At 69.7% G+C, this 19,669-nt stretch carries 19 protein-coding genes; 8 read left to right on the plus strand and 11 right to left on the minus strand.

The annotated features are described in order from the left end of the window. Positions 1–196: 196 nt before the first annotated feature. The gene (locus PO605_RS02590) at positions 197–1,114 is read left to right on the plus strand and encodes a LysR family transcriptional regulator (protein ID WP_047468647.1); all 918 of its coding nucleotides are present in this window, start codon (positions 197–199) and stop codon (positions 1,112–1,114) included. A 1-nt stretch (position 1,115) separates the two neighbouring features. Here PO605_RS02590 and PO605_RS02595 read toward each other — a convergent pair whose 3' ends face one another. The 8 genes from PO605_RS02595 to PO605_RS02630 all read right to left on the minus strand — a co-directional run bounded on the left by PO605_RS02595 (position 1,116) and on the right by PO605_RS02630 (position 6,936). Then, the gene (locus PO605_RS02595) at positions 1,116–1,475 is read right to left on the minus strand and encodes a YXWGXW repeat-containing protein (RefSeq protein ID WP_026062496.1); all 360 of its coding nucleotides are present in this window, start codon (positions 1,473–1,475) and stop codon (positions 1,116–1,118) included. Positions 1,476–1,603: 128 nt separating this feature from the next. Continuing rightward, on the minus strand, positions 1,604–2,029 hold the full coding sequence (locus tag PO605_RS02600) for a type II toxin-antitoxin system VapC family toxin (protein WP_047468644.1): 426 nt from the start codon (positions 2,027–2,029) through the stop codon (positions 1,604–1,606). Next, complete coding sequence (locus tag PO605_RS02605) at positions 2,029–2,286, minus strand: type II toxin-antitoxin system Phd/YefM family antitoxin (protein ID WP_016450294.1); 258 nt, start codon at positions 2,284–2,286, stop codon at positions 2,029–2,031. Before PO605_RS02605 ends, PO605_RS02600 begins: the two co-directional genes overlap by 1 nt. 153 nt (positions 2,287–2,439) lie before the next feature. After that, positions 2,440–3,318, minus strand: coding sequence for a protease HtpX (gene htpX / locus PO605_RS02610; protein ID WP_013804154.1), 879 nt, complete (start codon positions 3,316–3,318; stop codon positions 2,440–2,442). A gap of 82 nt (positions 3,319–3,400) precedes the next feature. Then, entirely contained in the window at positions 3,401–4,210 is an 810-nt protein-coding gene (locus PO605_RS02615) for a DUF3025 domain-containing protein (RefSeq protein ID WP_272206016.1), read from the minus strand. Next, a complete protein-coding gene (locus PO605_RS02620; RefSeq protein WP_216293914.1) occupies positions 4,207–5,118 on the minus strand; it encodes an NYN domain-containing protein in 912 nt (303 codons plus the stop codon). Before PO605_RS02620 ends, PO605_RS02615 begins: the two co-directional genes overlap by 4 nt. Positions 5,119–5,151: 33 nt before the next feature. Beyond that, entirely contained in the window at positions 5,152–6,192 is a 1,041-nt protein-coding gene (gene pyrC / locus PO605_RS02625; protein WP_047469741.1) for a dihydroorotase, read from the minus strand. A 6-nt stretch (positions 6,193–6,198) separates the two neighbouring features. Then, positions 6,199–6,936 carry a Crp/Fnr family transcriptional regulator gene (locus PO605_RS02630; RefSeq protein ID WP_016451782.1) on the minus strand — a complete coding sequence of 246 codons (738 nt, stop codon included), beginning with the start codon at positions 6,934–6,936 and terminating at the stop codon, positions 6,199–6,201. 153 nt (positions 6,937–7,089) lie between these two features. Here PO605_RS02630 and PO605_RS02635 point away from each other — a divergent pair, with 153 nt between their 5' ends. From PO605_RS02635 to PO605_RS02665, 7 genes are read left to right on the plus strand one after another with little or no spacing between them, the layout of a single operon-like run. Then, positions 7,090–8,154, plus strand: coding sequence for a porin (locus tag PO605_RS02635; RefSeq protein WP_047469738.1), 1,065 nt, complete (start codon positions 7,090–7,092; stop codon positions 8,152–8,154). Between the two features lie 9 nt (positions 8,155–8,163). Continuing rightward, complete coding sequence (locus tag PO605_RS02640; protein WP_272206022.1) at positions 8,164–10,290, plus strand: acetate--CoA ligase family protein; 2,127 nt, start codon at positions 8,164–8,166, stop codon at positions 10,288–10,290. Next, complete coding sequence (locus PO605_RS02645; protein WP_047472822.1) at positions 10,287–11,309, plus strand: Bug family tripartite tricarboxylate transporter substrate binding protein; 1,023 nt, start codon at positions 10,287–10,289, stop codon at positions 11,307–11,309. The genes PO605_RS02640 and PO605_RS02645 overlap by 4 nt, the downstream gene beginning before the upstream one ends. A gap of 25 nt (positions 11,310–11,334) precedes the next feature. Next, entirely contained in the window at positions 11,335–12,720 is a 1,386-nt protein-coding gene (locus tag PO605_RS02650; protein ID WP_047472823.1) for a DUF1254 domain-containing protein, read from the plus strand. An 8-nt stretch (positions 12,721–12,728) separates the two neighbouring features. Continuing rightward, a complete protein-coding gene (locus tag PO605_RS02655) occupies positions 12,729–14,060 on the plus strand; it encodes a DUF1254 domain-containing protein (RefSeq protein ID WP_272206025.1) in 1,332 nt (443 codons plus the stop codon). Then, the gene (locus PO605_RS02660) at positions 14,057–15,310 is read left to right on the plus strand and encodes an alkyl sulfatase dimerization domain-containing protein (protein ID WP_016450284.1); all 1,254 of its coding nucleotides are present in this window, start codon (positions 14,057–14,059) and stop codon (positions 15,308–15,310) included. Before PO605_RS02655 ends, PO605_RS02660 begins: the two co-directional genes overlap by 4 nt. A gap of 51 nt (positions 15,311–15,361) precedes the next feature. Continuing rightward, positions 15,362–16,351, plus strand: coding sequence for a Bug family tripartite tricarboxylate transporter substrate binding protein (locus PO605_RS02665; protein WP_207443963.1), 990 nt, complete (start codon positions 15,362–15,364; stop codon positions 16,349–16,351). A gap of 4 nt (positions 16,352–16,355) precedes the next feature. Here PO605_RS02665 and PO605_RS02670 read toward each other — a convergent pair whose 3' ends face one another. The 3 genes from PO605_RS02670 to PO605_RS02680 form a co-directional block, all read right to left on the minus strand. After that, positions 16,356–17,384, minus strand: coding sequence for a Bug family tripartite tricarboxylate transporter substrate binding protein (locus PO605_RS02670; protein ID WP_272206029.1), 1,029 nt, complete (start codon positions 17,382–17,384; stop codon positions 16,356–16,358). 76 nt (positions 17,385–17,460) lie between these two features. Beyond that, complete coding sequence (locus PO605_RS02675; protein ID WP_016450281.1) at positions 17,461–18,477, minus strand: Bug family tripartite tricarboxylate transporter substrate binding protein; 1,017 nt, start codon at positions 18,475–18,477, stop codon at positions 17,461–17,463. A gap of 14 nt (positions 18,478–18,491) precedes the next feature. Continuing rightward, a complete protein-coding gene (locus tag PO605_RS02680; RefSeq protein ID WP_016451791.1) occupies positions 18,492–19,661 on the minus strand; it encodes a M20 family metallopeptidase in 1,170 nt (389 codons plus the stop codon). Between the last annotated feature and the right edge of the window lie 8 nt (positions 19,662–19,669).

Here is a 19,669-nt window from a genome sequence, read left to right on the forward strand (position 1 = left end):
AAAACGTATTTGACAGTGTTGAACACCCCCTGAGGCGCTTGCGCGCCTTCCCCCTCTCTGCTTGCTTCGCAAGGGAGGGGGACGACAGCCTCGGTGCGGGGCGGCGCGGCCGGCGTAGGCCCTTCCTCGCTGCCCCTGGCTTTGGAGCGCGCCAGTTTCATAGGCTGTGGGCGAAGCAAAGTATCTGGACATACCTATGGATCTGAACTCGCTGACCCTGCTGGTGGAAATCATCGATAGCGGCAATCTGAGCCAGGCGGCGCGCAAGCTGAAGATGACGCGGGCCAATGTGAGCTATCACCTGACGCAGCTCGAAAAATCGGTGGGGGTGCAGCTGGTGCGGCGCACCACGCGGCGCGTGGAGCCGACCGAGGTGGGGATGCGGATGTACGAGCATGGCCGCGCAATCCAGAACGAGATGATGTCGGCGCGCGAGACGATCACGTCGCTGGGCCAGGGGATGGCAGGGCGCGTGGGGCTGAGCGTGCCCAGCGGCTATGGACAGATCGTGATGAGCGACTGGCTGATCGAGTTCAAGCGGCTGTATCCGGCCATCGTGCTGGATGTGCTGTTCGAGAACCGGGCCGACCATTTGCGCGACGAGGTGGACATCGCCATCCGCGTGATCCAGGAGCCGCCGCTGTCGGTGATTGCGCGCAGCCTGGGCAATGTGCACTACGTGGCCTGCGCCTCACGCGAGTATGCGCAGCAGCACGGCCTGCCCGCCACGCTCTACGAGCTGCGCAACAGCCCGCTGATCACGGCCGGCGTGATGGGCCGCCAGCTGCGCCTGTCGGCCTACCAGGGAACGGACCGCCAGGAGGTGCTGCTGGCGCCGACCATGATCTCCGAGCACTTCCCCTTCCTGCGTCAGGGCATTCTGGCGGGCCTGGGCGTGGGCCTGGTGCCCGACTACGTGGTGCAGGACAAGGTGGCCAGCGGCGAGGTGGTGCTGACCCTGCAGGAGTACCGCCTGAGCATCTTCGGCACCCACATGTACCTGCTGTACCTGCCCGACCGCCACCAGACGCGGGCCGTGCGCACCTGCATCGACTTCCTGCTGGCCAAGGCCGGCCAGGGTGGCAGCGGCAGCGCCGATGCCGCCGCCACCTGACTCAGCGGCGATACCAGCCGCCGGGACGCTGGTACCAGCCGCGCGGCCCATGGTCCCAGCGGTGCGGGCGCCAGGCATAGCCGGGATGCGGCGGCGCCGCCCAATAACCAGGACGCCAGGCATAACGGCCGCCACCCCAGCCCCAGGAGCCGCCGATCCAGACATGGACCGGCGAGGGAGCGACCGGAATGACCTCGGTCTGCACCGGCGGCGGCGCCATGGGCGCATAGACCACCTCGCCCGAAGGACCTACGGGATAGGCAGGCGCCACCACGCAGCCGGTCAATGCCACCGCGGCGGCAGCCAGGACCAGGGCCGGAACCAGGCGACGGCCCGGCGTTTGAATGAATACAGGCTTCACGATGCACTCCTGGCCGCGCTTAGTACGGCCATGCAGATACAACGAAAAAGCCCCTGCCGGTTGTTGACAGGGGCTTGTGAAGCCTGGGTAAAGATCAAGTCTGGCTGTACGTGGGGTTGAGACGGGCCCTACATCCAAGGGTTCAAGACGCGCACTCCATGAACATGGAAGGGCTCGAAATCCTTGATGTTGCGGGTGACCACGCACAAGCCATGCACCTTCGCCGTGGCCGCGATCAGGCTGTCGGCCAGCGGCCGCGGCGCAGGCACGTGGTAGGCCGCGTTTTCCATGGCCACCATCGCATCCACTGGCAGTACACGCCCCTGAAAGGCCGTGAACACGCGCTCCACCAGCCAGCGGCGCAGCACCTGCCCGGCAATCGGGTCTTGCCGGGCTTTCAACTGCACGCCTTTCTCCAGCTCCATCAGCGTGATCGCGCTGATGAAAAGGGACTCGGCCGCGACCGATTGCGCCCAGGCCACAACGCCATCGTTCGCGCGGCCCGACGATGCCTTGCGCAGTTCGGAAACGACGTTGGAGTCCACCAGATACATCAGGACAGGTCCACGGCGCGCGGCAAATCCTTCGCGCGCTCAATGTCGAAATCGATATCGGCGGCCTCGGGCATGGCCAGCAATTGAAGAATGTTCCGGGTCTGCCCCGACAGTTCACGGAATTTCTCAATGCTCATCAGCACGTGGGCAGGTTGCCCCCGGTCCAGGATGTAGACCACGTCATCACCACTGGCCGCTTTCTTGGCAGCGGAAACATGCTGGTTGAATTCACGGCTGCTGAAGGTCGAAATCTGCATGACGCACCTCCGTCAAAGAAAATGCTTGTACGTTACTACATTCGCAAAAATGGAGTACCGGACAAGCATTTCTGATGGGGCTTCGGGAAGCGGAGCCCAGTCAATGACCGGGCCCCACTGGACAGGCTCCAGCGTGTCGAACCTGATCCTGAATCAGAGGTTCTGCGCGTTTTGCAGCGCGGCAATGCGCTCTTCGATCGGCGGGTGGGTCGAGAACAGCTTGCCGATGCCACCGGCAATGCCCATGGCGGCCACGCTCTTGGGCAGCTCGCCGGGGTGCATGCCGCCCAGGCGGGCCAGGGCGTTCATCATGGGCTGCTTGCGGCCCATGAGCTGGGCGGCGCCCGCGTCGGCGCGGAATTCGCGCTGGCGCGAGAACCAGGCCACGATGATGGCGGCCAGGAAGCCCAGCACGATGTCCAGCACGATGGTGGTCACGTAGTAGCCGATGCCGGGGCCCGAGCTGCTTTCGTCGTTCTTGCGCAGGAAGCTGTCCACGGCATAGCCGATGACGCGCGACAGGAAGACCACGAAGGTGTTCATCACGCCCTGGATCAGGGTCATGGTCACCATGTCGCCATTGGCGATGTGGGCGACCTCGTGGCCGATCACGGCCTCCACCTCTTCGCGCGTCATGCCTTCCAGCAGGCCCGTGGACACGGCCACCAGGGCCGAGTTCTTGAAGGCGCCGGTGGCGAAGGCATTGGGCTCGCCCTCGTAGATGCCGACTTCGGGCATGCCGATGCCGGCACGGTCGGCGAAGCCGCGCACGGTGTTGACGATCCAGGCCTCATCGGCGTTGCGCGGCTCGTTGATCACGTGCACGCCCGAGCTCCACTTGGCCAGCGGCTTGGAGATCAGCAGCGAGATGATGGCGCCGCCAAAGCCCATGATGAAGGCGAAGCCCAGCAGGGCCCCGAGGTTCAGGCCATTGGAGGTCAGGAAGCGGTTGACGCCCAGCAGGCTGGCGACGATGCCCAGCACCACCACGACGGCGACGTTGGTCAATAGAAAAAGTGCGATGCGTTTCATCAGTGGGTTCTCCACAAAGTGGGGAAAGGAGGAAGGATCTGGGCCCTGCAGCGTTGAAAAGTGAGGGCCGCACCGGCTGTTTTCAAGCCGGGTCCTGCGCCGTTGTCATTCCTTGTTGTGATGCTTGTACGGAACGGGGCGCCCGGAACACGAGAGAGTCATCATAGAAGGAAAAGTTCTCGTTTTCGCGCCACCAGCCGGGCACGCCCAGCACCGGCAAGGGCGCAAAAGGCTTGGCCGCCAGCGTGTCCGGCTCCAGCCAGGCGCTGGCGGCCAGCCAGGCGTCGATATCCGCTGCGCCAGAAGCCGGCGTGGCGCCTGCACCATCCGTGTGCACGCACAGCACATGGGCCGTGATGGGCTTGCGCGGCTGCACCAGCTTTTCCAGCAGCGCATGGCCTATGGGCAGCAGCCTGGCCTGGCGCCACAGCGCGCGCCGCTCCACGAAGAGCTGGTGCCAGCGCCGGTGGCGCAGCGCCTCGCACAGCGCGGCCGGCGCCAGCAGCAGGGCGCCGTTCTCGTCCAGCACGGTGACGGCATCGCGCAGCGGCCCGCGCTGCGCGCCCACGCCCGCCTGGGCAATGGCGCGGGCCTGCAGGGCATTGCAGCGCTGCTTGAGCGCGGGCCAGCGCAACCAGATCAGGCCGTTGAAGAAGTCATGCAGGTTGTCGCGCGTGGGGATGCAGCGCGTCTCGAAGATGAACTGCTCGTAGGCCATGCCTTCGGGCAGATCGTGCTGGGGCACAAAGCGCCAGGGCAGCGCCTGCGCATCGGCCAGCGACTGCAGGGCCTGCCAGACCGGCCGGCCCTGCGCCACCTGCAGGCAGGCCGCCCTGCCCTGCGTTTGCAGCCCCTGCAGCCAGGGCGCATTCCAGTCGATGGGGAACGTCAATTGCCGGACGGCCTGGACTGGGCCTTGGCCAGGCGCTTGTCGCGCACGGCCACGCGCGAGGTGCCTTCGTCGCGCATCTCGAACGCCTGCGTGGCGGCCAGCAGCTTGGTGAGCGTGGCATAGCCATAGTTGCGCGCATCGAACGATGCCTTGTTGCCGATCTGCGCGCCCACGGCGCCCACATGGGCCCAGCCGCTTTCATCCTGCGTGGCGTTGACGGCGCTGCGAAGCATGTTCAGCAGGCGCGTGTCCTGGCGCAGCTCCTGCGAAGGAACGCGCAGGCAGGGGCGCTGCGGCTCGGGAGCGGACAAGGAGGCAGGTGCCTGCTCGGCCTGGGCCGGCGCGCGTTCCTTGCCGGCACCGTTGGGGGGCTGGGGCGCGGCGGCGGCGGCGGATGCAGCCACGGGCGGCACCGCCGCCTGGCCCGCCTCATGCGCGGCGTCCTGGCCATTGCCGTTGGCGGGCGCCGCCTCGCCCAGCGCCTCCAGGTACAGGAAGCGCGAGCAGGCATTGACGAAGGGCTGGGGCGTCTGCGCCATGCCGAAGCCGTAGACGGCAGCGCCCTTGGAGCGCAGGTGCATTACCAGCGGGGTGAAGTCGGCGTCGGAGGAGACGATGCCGAAGGCGTCGGGCCGCTCGGTGTAGAGCAGCTCCATGGCGTCCACGGTCATCGCCATGTCGGTGGCGTTCTTGTGCTTGGAGTAGTCGAACTGCTGCATCGGCCGCAGTGCGAAATCCAGCAGCTTGCGCTGCCAGCCGCTGAGCGAATGCTTGGTCCAGTTGCCGTAGGCGCGGCGGATGTCGATGACGCCGAAGGTCGACAGCTCGGTCAGGATCTCGTCGATCATCTCGGCCGGCGCGTTGTCGGCGTCGATCAGCAGGGCGATGCGCGGTTGCGGCTCAGGCATGGCAATCCTCTGGCGGGTGGCAGTCCCGCCAGCTTAAACCAGCTTCCAGGGCAGGGCTTCGCCGGAGCGCAGCGGCTTCAGTTGCGCCTCGCCGAAGGCGAAGCTGTCTGGCGGCGTCCAGCTTTCGCGCACCAGGGTGATCTTGCCGGTGTTGCGCGGCAGGCTGTAGAAGTCCGGGCCGTTGAAGCTGGCGAAGGCTTCGAGCTTGTCCAGCGCGCCGGCATTGTCGAAGGCCTCGGCATACATCTCGATGGCGGCATGGGCGCTGTAGCAGCCCGCGCAGCCGGTGGCGTGTTCCTTGAGATGGGCCGCGTGCGGCGCGCTGTCCGTGCCCAGGAAGAACTTGGGCAGGCCGCTGGTGGCCGCCTCCACCAGTGCCAGGCGGTGCGTCTCGCGCTTGAGCACGGGCAGGCAGTAGTAGTGGGGACGGATGCCGCCCGTGAAGATGGCATTGCGGTTGAACAGCAGATGCTGGGGCGTGATGGTGGCGCCCACGAAACGGTCGGCCTCGGTCACGTACTGGGCGGCTTCGCGCGTGGTGATGTGTTCGAAGACGATCTTGAGTTCGGGGAAGTCGCGGCGCAGCGGGATCAGGTGCTGGTCGATGAAGGCGGCCTCGCGGTCGAACAGGTCGATGTCGCTGCTGGTGACTTCGCCGTGCACCAGCAGCAGCAGGCCTTCGCGCTGCATGGCTTGCAGCGTGGGGTAGATCTTGCGCAGGTCGGTGACGCCGTGGTCGCTGTTGGTGGTGGCGCCAGCCGGGTAGAGCTTGCAGGCCACGACGCCGGCCGCCTTGGCGCGCACGATTTCCTCGGGCGGCAGGTTGTCGGTGAGGTACAGCGTCATCAGCGGCTCGAAGGCCATGCCCTCGGGCACGGCCGAGAGGATGCGCTGCCTGTACTCCAGCGCCTGCTCGGCAGTGGTAACCGGCGGCTTGAGGTTGGGCATGATGATGGCGCGCGCAAACTGCGCGGCCGTATGCGGCACCACGCTGCGCATGGCTTCGCCATCGCGCACGTGCAGGTGCCAGTCATCGGGACGGGTGATCGTGAGGGTGTCGGTGGAGGCGGTCATGGTGCGCTATTGTCCCATTGCCGGGCCGGCTGCGGCCGCGCGCCCCAGGCCGGCAAGATCGACCAGCGTCAGCCGCCCATAGGCGGCCTGCAGCAGGCCGCGCTGCTCCAGCAGGCGCAGCTCCTTGTTGATGGTCTGGCGCGAGACCGACAGCATGGCGGCCAGGTCGCTCTGCGAGATGCGCAGCACCACGCCCTGCCCGTCGGGCGCGGGCTGGCCATGCGTGGGGGCCAGCCGCGCCAGCAGCTCGGCCACGCGGTTGTCGATGTTGCTGAAGGCGTGGCGCTGCTGGACGACGATCAGCTCGTGCATGCGTGCCAGCACCAGCAGGCAGATGTCCTTCCACAGCAGCGGATGGGCATCGAGCAGGGCCAGGAAGGACTCGCCGGGGATCTCCACCAGCACGGTGGGCTGGTGCGCGTGGTAGTCGTAGACGAATTGCGTGTGCTCCAGCAGCCGCGCCAGGCCCACGATGTCGCCCGCGCTGTGCATGGACAGCACGAAGCGCGAGCCCGTGGCGTCCACGCCGCCCACTTCCACGCAGCCCGAAGCCACCACCAGCACCTCGCGCCGCTTGGGGTCGGCGGCGCGCACCTGCTGGTGGCGCTCGTAGCGGCCCAGTCGGGACAGCGCCGTCAGCTCATCGAGCACCTCGGGCGGCCAGTTGCGCAGCATGCGGCACAGGCCCAGGGCGCGGCGGATCAGCGCCGAAGGGTCGGCCACGGGAGCAGGCTTGGAGCGCATGGTTCTCTCACGATGTCGAAGGCCCCGGGTTAGTCCGGTGCCCATGTACCGCCATTTGTCAATGGCTTGACAGAGTGCATCCCCTGTCGCTCGGGATAGTAGCAAGCAAGCCACCGGGCAAAGCATCCGGGGCGCTACCAAGGAGACAAGTTCGTGAAGCACAAGCATTGGCTGGCCGCCGGCGGCATGGCGGCCCTGGGCACGTCCGCGTGGGCCCAGAGCAGCGTGGAGATGTTCGGCATCGTCGATGTCCACATCAACAGCGCAAGGTCGGGCGCCACGCGCCTGAGCCGGCTGGAGGACGGGGGCAGCGCGGCATCGCGCATCGGCTTTCGCGGCAGCGAGGACCTGGGCGGCGGCCTGCGCGCCCAGTTCATGCTGGAGGCCGGCGTGGCGCCGGACACGGGCCAGGGCACCATTCCCGGCCCGGGCCTGGCCTTCACGCGCCAGGCCTGGGTGGGGCTGAACAGCGGCTGGGGCGCCGTGGAGATGGGCCGCATGTACACGCCCATGTTCGGCGCGCTGTTCCGGGCCGATCCGCTGGGCATGAACGCGCTGTTTTCCTCGCTGAACCTGGTGTCGGCCACCGATGCCCAGGCCGGCCTGCGGCCGTTTGCGGCACGGGCCAACAACCTGGTGCGCTACCGCACGCCGGCAGGCCAGCCCTGGCTGGCGGACCTGGCCTATTCCTTCGGCGAAGCGGCTTCGCCGAACAGCAGCAACGGCCGCCTCTACGGCGCCACGCTGGGCTGGAACCAGAAGCCCTGGTTCCTGGCCTACAGCTTCCAGAAGTCCGTGGAAGGCAGCGCCGCCGCACCCGTGGCCGCGCCCGCCACCAGCCAGTACCAGGCGTTGTCGGCCAGCTGGGAAGCCCTGAATGGGCTGCGCCTGACGGGCAACTACGTCATCAACCGCGTGGACCGCGCCGGCACACCCAAGGCGAGGCTGGCCCAGTTGGGCGCCGATTGGAGCGTGGATGCGCGCTCCAAGCTGCTGGTCTCGGTGGCGCGGCGCGAGGTGGGCGGCACGGACCGCGCCCAGAACACCTGGACGCTGGGCTACGACTACGCGCTGAGCAAGCGCACCGTGCTCTACGCACGCTGGCTGCAGCTGGGCAACGCGGCCAATGCATCGGCCGCCATCGCCAACGTGCCGGTGGCCGCCAACAGCGGCGACGGCGTGCGGTCCCTGGCGCTGGGCGTGCGCCACAACTTCTGAGGGACACCCATGACCGACAGCCATTGCTTCGACACTTCCCGGCTCGACGCGCTGTTCGCGCCGCGCTCCATCGCCGTGGTCGGCGCCTCGGACCAGGCCAGCAAGATCGGCGGCATTCCGCTGGACTACCTGCTGCGCTTCGGCTACGGCGGCGCGCTGTATGCGGTGAACCCGCGCGCCAGCCGCGTGCAGGGCCTGCCCGCGCACGAGCGGCTGGCCGCCATCGGCGCGCCGGTGGACCTGGCCATCGTCGCCGTGCCGCAGTCGCAGGTGGCCGGCGTGCTGGAGGATGCGGCCGCCGCGCGCGTGCAGTCCATGGTGCTGTTTTCCTCGGGCTATGCCGAGACCGGCTCCGACGGCACGGCCGCCCAGCAGGCGCTGGCGCGGCGCGCGCAGGAGGCGGGCATACGCCTCATCGGCCCGAACTGCCTGGGCTTCATGCGGCCCGGCCACCAGGTCTACGCCACGTTCTCGCCCGCGCCGGGCGGCGGGCTGGTGCGGCCCGGGCGCATCGGCATGGTCAGCCAGTCGGGCGCCTTCGGTGCCTATGCCTACAGCCTGGCGCGCGAGCGCGGGCTGGGCCTGTCGCTGTGGGCCACCACGGGCAACGAGGCAGATGTGCAGCTGGCCGATGGCCTGGCCTGGCTGGCCCAGGACCCCGAGACCGACGTGATCATGGCCTACATGGAAGGCTGCCGCGACGGCCCCCGGCTGCGCGCGGCCCTGGCCCTGGCGCAGGAGCGTGGCAAGCCCGTGGTCATGTGCAAGGTGGGCACCAGCGCCCTGGGCGCGGCCGCCGCCGCATCGCACACCGCCTCGCTGGCGGGCAACGATGCCGTCTATGACGCGGTGTTCCGCCGCTACGGCGTGCTGCGCGCGCATTCCATCACGGACTTCTTCGCGCTGGCGGCCAGTGCCTCCATCGCGCGGGCTCCCAAGGGGCGGTCCATCGGACTGTTCACGGTCTCGGGCGGCGTGGGCGCCATGATGGCCGACGACGCCAGCGCAGCCGGCCTGGACGTGGCACCGCTGTCCGATGCGGCCCAGCGCCAGCTGCGCGAATGGGTGCCGTTTGCCGCGCCGCGCAACCCCGTGGACATCACGGGCCAGGTCACCAACGACATGACGCTGTTGGAGCGCAGTGCCCGCCTGATGCTGGCCGACCGGCAGTTCGACAGCTGGCTGGGCTTCTTCGCGGCAGGCGGCCTGTCCGACGCCTTCTGGCCCGTGCTGCAAAGCCTGGTGCAGACGCTGCGCACCCACCATCCGGACACCCTGCTGGCCGTCAGCACGCTGTGCCCGCCCGAGCGCCGCGATGCGCTTGAGGCGCTGGGCTGCCTGGTGTTCGCCGACCCGGGCGCGGCCATACGCTGCATTGGCGCGCTGGCCCGCCTGCATGAAACACCGCAGGCGCTGCCCTCGATGGCCGATGCAGGCAGTGCGCTGCACCTGGCGGCGGGCACGCTGTCGGAGCAGCGCAGCATGGCCCTGCTGGCCGAGGCCGGCGTGCCCGTGGTGCCGCACCGGCTGGTGCGCACGGCGGCCGAGGCAGCGCAGGCCGTGCAGGCCGTGCAGGAGATGGGCGGACGCATTGCCCTCAAGGTCTGCAGCGATGCCATCGCCCACAAGTCCGACGTGGGCGGCGTGGCACTGAACCTGGCGGATGCGGCCGGCGCCCAGGCCGCCTTCGACCGCATCCTGGCCAATGCGCGCCAGGCCCGGCCCGATGCGCACATCGACGGCGCGCTGGCCGCCCCCATGGTGCAGGGCGGCGTGGAGTGCATCGCCGGCGTGCACCGCGACCCGGTGTTCGGCCCGGTGCTGATGTTCGGGCTGGGCGGCATCCATGCCGAGATCCTGCGCGATGTCTCGCTGCGCCTGCTGCCCATCACGCGCGACGACGCTGTGGCCATGGTGCGCGAGCTGCGGGCCTTTGCCGTGCTGGACGGCGCGCGCGGCCGCCCCCGCGTGGACCTGGACAGCATTGCCGACACGCTGTGCGCCCTGGCCGGCTTTGCGCAGCGCGCAGGCGCCACGCTGGAAAGCGCCGAGATCAACCCCCTGATCGCCCGCCCGCGCGAGGACGGCGGCTGCGTGGCCGTCGATGCGCTGGTCATCGGCAGGGAGGCTGCATGAAAGCCAATGCCCATTCCATCTCCCGCCCGGAGGCCACCATGAACACACCCCTGCTGCGCACCGCCGCACTGACCTGTCTTGCCCTGGCCTGCAGCGCCGCGCCGGCCCAGGACGGCTATCCCGCCCGGCCCGTGCGCATCGTCGTGCAATACCAGGCCGGCGGCTCCACCGACACCGTGGCGCGCATCCTGGCCGAGGGCCTGGCCAAGCGCCTGGGCCAGCCCGTGGTGGTGGACAACCGCAGCGGCGCGGGCGGCATCATCGGCACCGAGCATGTGGCCAAGAGCGTGCCCGACGGCCACACCCTGCTGCTGACCGTGCCCGGGCCCATCACGGCCAACCTGGTGCTCTACAAGAAGCTGCCCTACGACCCGCGCACCGAGCTGCGCATGGTCTCGGACGTGGTCTCGCCCTCCATGGTGATGGCCGTCAACCCGGCCGTGCCGGCCAAGGACTTCAAGGGCCTGGTCGAGGCCGTGCGCCAGTCGCCGGGCAAGTACGCCATGGGTTCCTGGGGGGCGGGCACGCAGCCGCACCAGGTCCAGGTCTTCATGGACAAGGCCTACGGCCTGCAGTCGCTGCACGTGGCCTACAAGGGCGAGGGGCCCATGTCCATCGACCTGATCAGCGGCGTGATCCAGATGACGCTGGGCTCGGCCGCCACGCTCAAGCCCTTCATCGACGCCGGCAAGCTGCGCGCCCTGGCCGTGGCCGGACCGCGCCGCAGCAAGGCCCTGCCCGATGTGCCCACCTTTGCCGAGCAGGGCTACCGCGAGCCCGTGTATGCCATCACGGGATCGATCTCGCTGATGGCGCCCGCGCGCACGCCCGACGCCATCGTCGAACGCCTGGGCCGCGAGGTCGCCGCCGTGATGCGCGAGCCCCAGGTGCGCCAGCGTGTCGAGGCGCTGGGCCTGGAGGCCCAGGGCAACAGCCCGGCCGAGGCCAGCGCCGCCTACGCCGCCTTTTTGCCCGTGGCGCTGGACCTGGCGCGCTCCACGGGCGTGACCCTCGACTGACCCCCCTCCTGCCCTGAAGAAAACAATGGACATGAACCCGACCCCTCCCTCCCTGCCCGAAGTCCGCCGCGCCCTGGCGCGCTCCATCGGCCTGGCCGCCTTTGTCTACGGCTATCCGCTGATAGAGACCTACCGCACCTGCCGCCTGCAGACCGATGCCGGCGCCGCACGCGCCACCGGTTTGGGCCTGGACATGCGCGGCGACTTCGACACGCTGCACCACAGCCAGCGCCCCTCCACCCATGAGGACCGCGACGTGGTCACGCCCGCCAACGACCTGCTGTACTCGCTGGCCTGGATCCACCTGGCCGACGGCCCGCGCCTGCTGACCGTGCCCTCCAGCGCCGCGCATCCGGGCCGCTATTTCGTGCTGGCCCTGTACGACGCCTATACCGAGAATTTCGAGAACCTGGGACCGCGCAACTGCGCGCCCGAAGGCGAGACCGTGGTCCTGGTCGGGCCGGGCGGCCAGGTGCCGGAACACCTGGCCGGCCACCGTCTGGTGCACTGCCCCAGCAACCTGGTCTGGCTGATCGGCCGCACCGTGGTGGGCGATGCGCCCGACTGGCCTGCAGCCCGCGCACTGCAGGCCGACATCCGGCTGGAGCCCGCGCCGGGCGTGCCGAAAGGAGGCCGCCCGGCCGCCGTCACGAACTGGGTCGGCCCGCCCGTGGACGCCATGGCGGCCGCCTTCGAGAACCAGGAGCCTGCGGCCGAGGTTGCGCCGCGCTTTTTCACCAACCTCTGCCATGCGCTGGCCGAGGCGCCCGGACGCAAGGAGGACCAGGGACTGCTGGCCTGGTTCGGCCAGGCCGGCCTGGTGGCCAGCGCCCACATGGCGTGGGAGCAGCTGGAGGAGCCCGTGCGCGAAGGCCTGACCGAGGGCTTTGCCGACGGCGTGCGCACCGTGGCCGCCATGGGGCGCAACCGCCGTCCCCGGCCCTGGACCATGACGCCGTCCACCGGCCGCTACGGCAGCGAGTACCTGGGCCGCGCACGCACCGCCTACCTGGGCCTGGGCGCGCTGGCCACCAGCGAGGCCATCTACGCGGCCGCCCACCACGACGCAGGCCTGCAGCCGCTGGACGGCAGCCAGCGCTATGTGCTGCGCTTCAATGCCGCCGACATGCCGCCGGCCGACGCCTTCTGGTCCGTCACGCTGTACGACGCCGACCGCTTTCTCTACGGCAACGAGATCGGCCGCCACTCCATCGGCGACCGCACGCCGGGCTTGCTGCGCGAGGCCGACGGCAGCCTGCAGATCGACCTGGGCCATGCCCGGCCGGCACAGGGCGCCGCCAACTGGCTGCCCACGCCGCACGGGCGCTTCTACCTCATCCTGCGCATGTACCACCCGCAGGCAGGCGCGCACCAATGGCCTGTTCCGCCCCTGCAGCCCGTGGCCGCATGAGACACGCCATGGACCTGAGCACCCTGGCCGAGGAGGCCGTCATCCACACCTGCCCGCTGTACGAGATGCGACGCATGCGCGCGGCCACCTCGCCCCGGCGCAATGCGGCGGGCGAGGCTGCGCCCGCACCGCTGCGCTGGTGCAACCAGTTCGTGCATGCGCGCCAGCTGCTGCGCGCCGGCACCAGCCGCGTGGTCACGCCCAACAACGACACGCTCTACACCAACGCCTGGCTGGACCTGGGCGCCGGGCCGCTGGTGATCGACGTGCCCGACACGGCGGGCCGCTACTACGTGCTGGGCCTGCTGGACTTCTTCACCAACCCCTTCGCCCACCTGGGCCAGCGCCTGACGGGCACGGCGGCGCGCTCCTTCCTTGTCACGCCGCCGGGCTGGCAGGGGACGCTGCCGCCACCGTTCGATGCGCCCGGCGCACACATTGCCGCGCCCACGCCCTGGCTGTGGGTGATAGGCCGCATCCTGGTCGATGGCGAGCACGACCTGCCCGCCGTGCACGCGCTGCAGGACGGCTTTGCGGTGCGCCCGCTGGCCGACTGGCAGGCGGGCACGCCCTCGCAGGCCCGTGCCTTCGACCCGGACTGCGATCCCCAGGCCCCGCCAAATGCCGAGCACTATGCAGCCCAGGTGAATGCCGCCTTGCGCGACAACCCGCCGCCAGCAGGGCATGCCGCACGGGTCGCGCGCTTTGCGGCCGTGGGCCTGGGCGCCGGGCTGGGCGCACCCGATGCGCAACAGCAAGCCGCACTGCAGCGCGCCCTGGACAGCGTGCTGCCCCGGCTGCGCGCGGCCAGCACGGGCCGGCGCCTGGACTCGGGCTGGGAACTCCCCGCCCTGGTCGAAGGCGGTTTTGGCGACGACTTCCAGGCCCGCGCCGAAATTGCGCTCAAGTACATCGGCATGCTGGAAAGCCACGAGGCCATCTACCCGCTGGCCTGGCATGACGCCCAGGGCCTGCCCCTGCACGGCAGCCGCCGCTACCGGCTTCGCTTTGCCCCAGGCGCGCTGCCACCCGTGCAGGCCTTCTGGTCCCTGACCCTCTACGGCGCCCACGACTGCATGCTGGTGGACAACCCCATCGACCGCTATGCCATCGGCGACCGCACGCCGGGCCTGCGCCCCGACGCTGATGGCGATGGCGATGGCGGGTTGACTATCCACATCAGCCACGAGCCGCCGGCCAGCGAAGACCAGCGCGCCAACTGGCTGCCCGCGCCGCGCGAAGGCTTCTACCTGTGCCTGCGCGCCTACATGCCCCAACCCGAACTGCTGGACGGCCGCTACGCCCTGCCCCCCATCGAACCAGACCCGGAAACCCCATGAACGCCAGAGACGACGACAAGCCCTTCTTGCTGGTGGGCACCGGCAGCGAAACCGTGGCGCCGGGCCTGCACATACTGCGCGGCCAGGGCCAGTCCTTCGTGGCCGAGACCGACGCGGGCCTGGTGGTGATCGACGCCGGCCCCGGCGGCAAGGTCAGCCAGGACATGATCGCCAGCCTGCGCCAGCTCAGTGATGCGCCCGTGCATGCGCTGTGCTACAGCCACGGCCACATCGGCTACAACGCGGGAGTGCCCGCCTGGCTGGAGCATGCGGCCGCGCGCGGAGAGCCCGTGCCGCGCCTGATCGCGCACCGCAACCTGCCGCGCCGCCAGGCACGCTACCGCGAGACCCGGGCGCTGCAGCACCGCATGGCCGAGATCCAGTTCAACCGCAGCGCGGGCTTTTTCGAGCACCGGCTGGACATGCACGAGCCCACCGAAACCTTCGACACGCGGCTGGAGATAGGCAGCGGGGACAGCCGCATCGAGCTGTTCTGGGCGCCGTCCGAGACCGACGACGCCATCGCGCTGTGGAGCCCCGGCCAGCGCGTGCTGTACGGCGGCGCGGCGCTGCTGGACTCCATCCCCAACATCGGCACGCCCTTTCGCACGCTGCGCGACACCGTGCGCTGGGCCGACACGCTGCAGGCCATGGCCGCGCTGCGCCCGCTCAAGGCCGTGCGCGAGTTCGGTCCCGTGATCGAGGGCGAGCAGGCCGTGCAGCAGGTGCTGCTGCACACCGCACAGGCGCTGCGCTGGCTGCGCGCCGAAGTCGTGCGCCTGATGAACGAGGGCCTGAACGAGCAGCAGGTGCTCGCGGCCATGGACTATCCGCAGGAACTGTTCGGCGTGGAGTGGATGAAGCCCACCTATGGCGACCCCAGCTACATCGTGCGCGACATCTACCGTTCGGAAAACGGCTGGTGGGACCGCAACCCGACCACGCTGCACCCGGCCCCGCCCGAGGCCGCAGGCGCCGCCATCGCCGATGCCATCACCGACAAGCCCGGCCTGGTGGCCAGCGCCCAGGCGCTGGCGGACGCGGGCCAGTGGCAGCTGGCCCTGCATGTGATCGACGTGCTGGCCACCGCGGCCGGCGACGCGCCCGAGATCGGCCAGGCCCGCAGCCTCAAGGCCGCCTGGCTGCGCGAGCGTGCGCGCGAGGTGGACAGCTATGTCTCGCGCAACCTCTACCGCGTGGGGGCCGACATGATCGAGCAGGGCCGGCAGGCGCGCCTGGGGCTGCGCTGACGGGGCCGCGCACAGGCAAGGCGACACACGGCGACACAAGGAGACAAGTGCATGAAGACGATGAAGAAGCACGGCATGGCCCTGGCACTGCTGCTGGCCATGGCCTGCACGGGCCACGCCCAGCCGGCGCAGGATGCCGGCAACTACCCCGCCCGCCCCGTCACGCTGATCGTGCCCACAGCCGCCGCCGGCGGCACGGACACCATCGCGCGGGTGTTTGCCGAAGGCCTGACCCGGCTGCTCAGGCAGCCCTTCGTGGTGGACAACCGGCCCGGCGCCAACGGCCTGGTCGGCGTGGAGCAGGCCGCGCGCAGTGCGCCGGACGGCTACCGGCTGCTGTTCACCTACACGGCGTCCATGGCCGTGAACCCCAGCCTCTACCGCAAGGTTCCGTATGACCCGATCAAGGACTTCGCACCCATTGCGCAGATAGGGCGCGCCGGCAATCTGCTGCTGGTCTCGCGCGATCTGCCCGTGCATTCGCTCAAGGAGTTCGTGGCCTATGCAAGCGCACGGCCCGGCCAGCTCAGCTACTGCTCCTGGGGCCAGGGCTCAGGCGGGCACCTGACCATGGAATTCCTGCTCAAGCAGGCCGGCCTGCAGATGCAGCATGTGCCCTACAAGGGCAGCAGCCCCTGCGTGCAGGGCCTGCTGGGCGGGCAGGTGCAGGCCGCGTTTGCGGACACCTCTTCCACCGTGGAGCTGGTGCGTGCGGGCCGCGTGCGCGCCATTGCGCACAGCGGCGACAAGCGCATTCCCAGCCAGCCGGACCTGCCCAGCCTGACCGAGGCGGGCTACCCGTTCCACAACTATTCCTGGTACGGCGTCTTCGCGCCCGCCAAAACGCCGCAGCCCATCGTGGACAAGCTCAACGCCGCCATCAACCAGTTGCTGCAGGACCCGGCCACGGCCAAAAAGCTGGGCGAGCTCAACCTGACCGACCTGCCCCGGACCACGCCCGCGCAATTCGCCGACACGCTGCGCCAGGACCTGGCGGACTGGGGGCGGCTGGTGCGCGAGGTGGGTGTGCAGTTGGACTAGCAGCTCACTCGGCGACGATGCCCGTCCTGCGCACCACCTCGCCAAAGCGCTTCAGGCGCTCGGACATCATGGCCTCGAAGGCGGCGGGGCTCATTTCCTCGGGCGGGGTCACGCCACGGTCCTGCAGGCTGGCCACCATGGCCGGCGCCGTGGCGGCCTGGCGCACGGCCTTGAAGAGGGCCTGCACCACGGGCGCGGGCGTGCCGGCCGGCGCGGCCAGGCCGGTCCAGGAGCTCATGTTCAGCTGCGGGTAGCCCACCTCGGCCAGGGTGGGCACATCGGGCAGCTGCGCCACGCGCTGCTCGGAGGCCACGGCCAGGGCGCGCACCTTGCCCGCCTGGATGTGGGGCAGCATGGAGATGAGGTTGTCGAAGAACACCTGCACCTCGCCCGCCAGCACCGAGGTGACCAGCAGCGTGCCGCCCCGGTAGGGAACATGGGTGATGTCCAGGCCTGCATCGGCCTTGAACATCTCCATGTTGAGCTGGCCCATGCTGCCCGTGCCGCCGCTGCCGTAGTTGAGCTGGCCAGGGTGCTTTCTGGCATAGGCGATGAACTCCGCAAAGCTGCGGATGGGCAGGCTGGCGGGCACGACCAGCACATTGGGCAGGCGGCCCAGGATGGCGATGTTCTCGAAATCCTTGATGGGGTCGTAGCCCACCTTGGGCTGGGTCAGAGGATTGGCCAGGTGGCTGCTCTGCGAGGACACGACCAGGGTGTAGCCGTCCGGCTTGGCGCGCGCCACGGCCAGCGCGGCCACCGAGCCGCCCGCGCCGGGCCGGTTCTCCACGACGATGGGCACGCCCAGGATGCGTGCCATGGGCTCGGCGTACTGGCGTGCCATGGCATCCACCGAACCGCCCGGAGGGAACGGCACGATGAAGCTGATCTGGCGCGAGGGGTAGCCGGCGGCCTTGCCTTCGGCGGCCAGCGCCGCAAGCGGCGCCAGCATACCCAGGCCCAGCCCCGCGCCAAGCACACGGCGGCGGGAAGGGTGGCTGGCAGCCTGGCGGGCGATAGGGGTCATGCTCATGTCTCCTCCTTATGGAAATACGTCGGCTGCGCCCGGCCATCCGGGGCGCCCTGGGGGCGCCCTGGGCGTGCCCTGCTTACTCGGCCACGATATGGGCCTTGCGCACCACCTCGCCGAAGAGCTTCAGGCGCTCGGCCATCATCTTCTCGAACGCGGCGGGGCTCATCTCCTCGGGCGCGACCACGCCGCGCTCCTTGAGGCTGGCCACCATGGCAGGCGCGGTGGCGGCCTGGCGCACGGCCTTGTGCAGCGTCTGCACGATGGCGTCGGGCGTGCCCGCAGGCGCCGCGATGCCGGTCCAGGAGCTCATGTTGAGCTGGGGATAGCCGACCTCGGCCATGGTGGGCACGTCGGGCAGCATGGGCAGGCGCTGCTCCGAGGCCACGACCAGGGCGCGCACCTTGCCCGACTGCACATGGGGCAGCATGAAGACCAGGTTGTCGAGGATGAACTGCACCTCGTTGCCGATGGCCGCCGTGACCAGCGGCGAGCCGCCGCGGTAGGGAATGTGGGTGGCGAAGATGCCCGTGGCGGCCTTGAGCATTTCCACGTTGAGCTGGCCCATGCTGCCGATGCCGGCGCTGCCGTAGTTGACCTGGCCGGGGCGCTTTTTCACGTACTCGATGAACTCCTGGAAGTTCTTCACGGGCAGGCTGGAATGCACCATCAGCGCATTGGGCTGGCGGCCCAGGATGGCGATGTTCTCGAAGTCCTTGATGGGGTCGTAGCCGATCTTGGGCTGGGTCAGCGGATTGGCCAGGTGGCTGCTTTGCGAGGACACGACCAGGGTGTAGCCGTCCGGCTTGGCGCGCGACACGTACTGCGTGGCGACCGAGCCGCCCGCGCCGGGACGGTTCTCCACCACGATGGGCACGCCCAAGATGCGCGACAGGGGCTCGGCGTACTGGCGGCCCATGATGTCCACCGAGCCGCCGGGCGGAAACGGCACGACCAGCGTGATCGGGCGCGAGGGGTACTTGTCATCGGCGCGTGCGGCCAGCGGCGCCAGCGCGGACAGGCCCGCCAGGCCAAGGCCTGCGCCCAGCAGCTTGCGGCGGGTGGGGAAGGATGCATTCACGGACAGGTTTTTCATGGGTATCAGCGGAGTCAAGGATGGTCGAAGATGGCGAGGGCCACGGCCTGGGCGCGCGGCACGAAGGTGGCCAGCTCGCAGTACTCGCGCTCGGTATGGGGATGGCCGCCCACGGGGCCGGTGGCGCACAGCGTGGGCACGCCCACCGAGGCCGTGAGGCCGCTGTCGGCCGCGCCGCCCGTGAACTCGCCCTGCACGTCGAAGCCCAGCGACTGCGCGCCGCGCCGGTACAGCTGCAGCAGCGCATCGGGCGTGGGCGCCATGGGCAGGGTGCGGCGCACGGCGGTGACGCGGCCCTGGGTGCGGGGCACGGATTCTTCCTCCACGATGGCGCGGATGCGCTCCATCAGCGCATCGGGATCGGTCTGGGCCGTGTAGCGCACATCGAGCTCGGCCTTGGCGTGGGGCGCCACCATGTTCGGCACGATGCCGCCCTGCAGCACGCCCACATTGGTGGTCGTGCCCGTGGCGGGATCGGTCAGCGCATGCAGGGCCAGCAGCTTGCGCGCCATGGCTTCCAGCGCGCTGGCGCCGGCCGCGTGGTTGATGCCGGCGTGGGCGGCCACGCCCTGTACCTCGAACTCCACGGCCATCGATCCCTTGCGGCTGGTCACCAGGTTGCCGCTGACGCGGCCCGGCTCGGCGTTGAAGACGGCGCGCGCACCGCGCACCGTATCCATGATGGTCTGGCGCGTGGCGGGCGAGCCGATCTCCTCGTCGCACGAGAAGAACAGCTTGAGCGGCGCGCCCAGGCCGCCGCAGCGCGCAAAGGCCTCGGCCACGAAGACGTTGAGCACCAGGCCCGACTTCATGTCGGCCACGCCGGGACCGTAGGCCCGGCCTTCTTCCACGCGGAAGGGGCGGCGCGCCACGGTGCCGGCCGGAAAGACCGTGTCCATGTGGCCCATCAGATAGATGGGCGCGCCCTCGCCGGGCCCGGGCACGTCGGCATGCAGCAGCACGCCGTAGCCTGGAACGTCCTCGAAGCGCACGGCCACGCCGGCCGCCTCCAGCCGCTCGCGCAGGGCCTGGGCCACGGCCAGGATGCCGGCTTCATCGCGGCTGCCGCTGTCGATATCGACAATCCTGTGCAACAGATCTTGCATGGCCTGCTGCTGGCCGCCCAGCCAGTCCAGCAGTCTCGCGCGCTGCTGCACGCGGCTTTGTTCGAGGGTATCGTGCATGGTGGAAT

The sequence above is a fragment of the Delftia sp. DT-2 genome (assembly GCF_028401915.1).
In the GTDB taxonomy this organism is placed as follows: domain Bacteria; phylum Pseudomonadota; class Gammaproteobacteria; order Burkholderiales; family Burkholderiaceae_C; genus Comamonas; species Comamonas tsuruhatensis.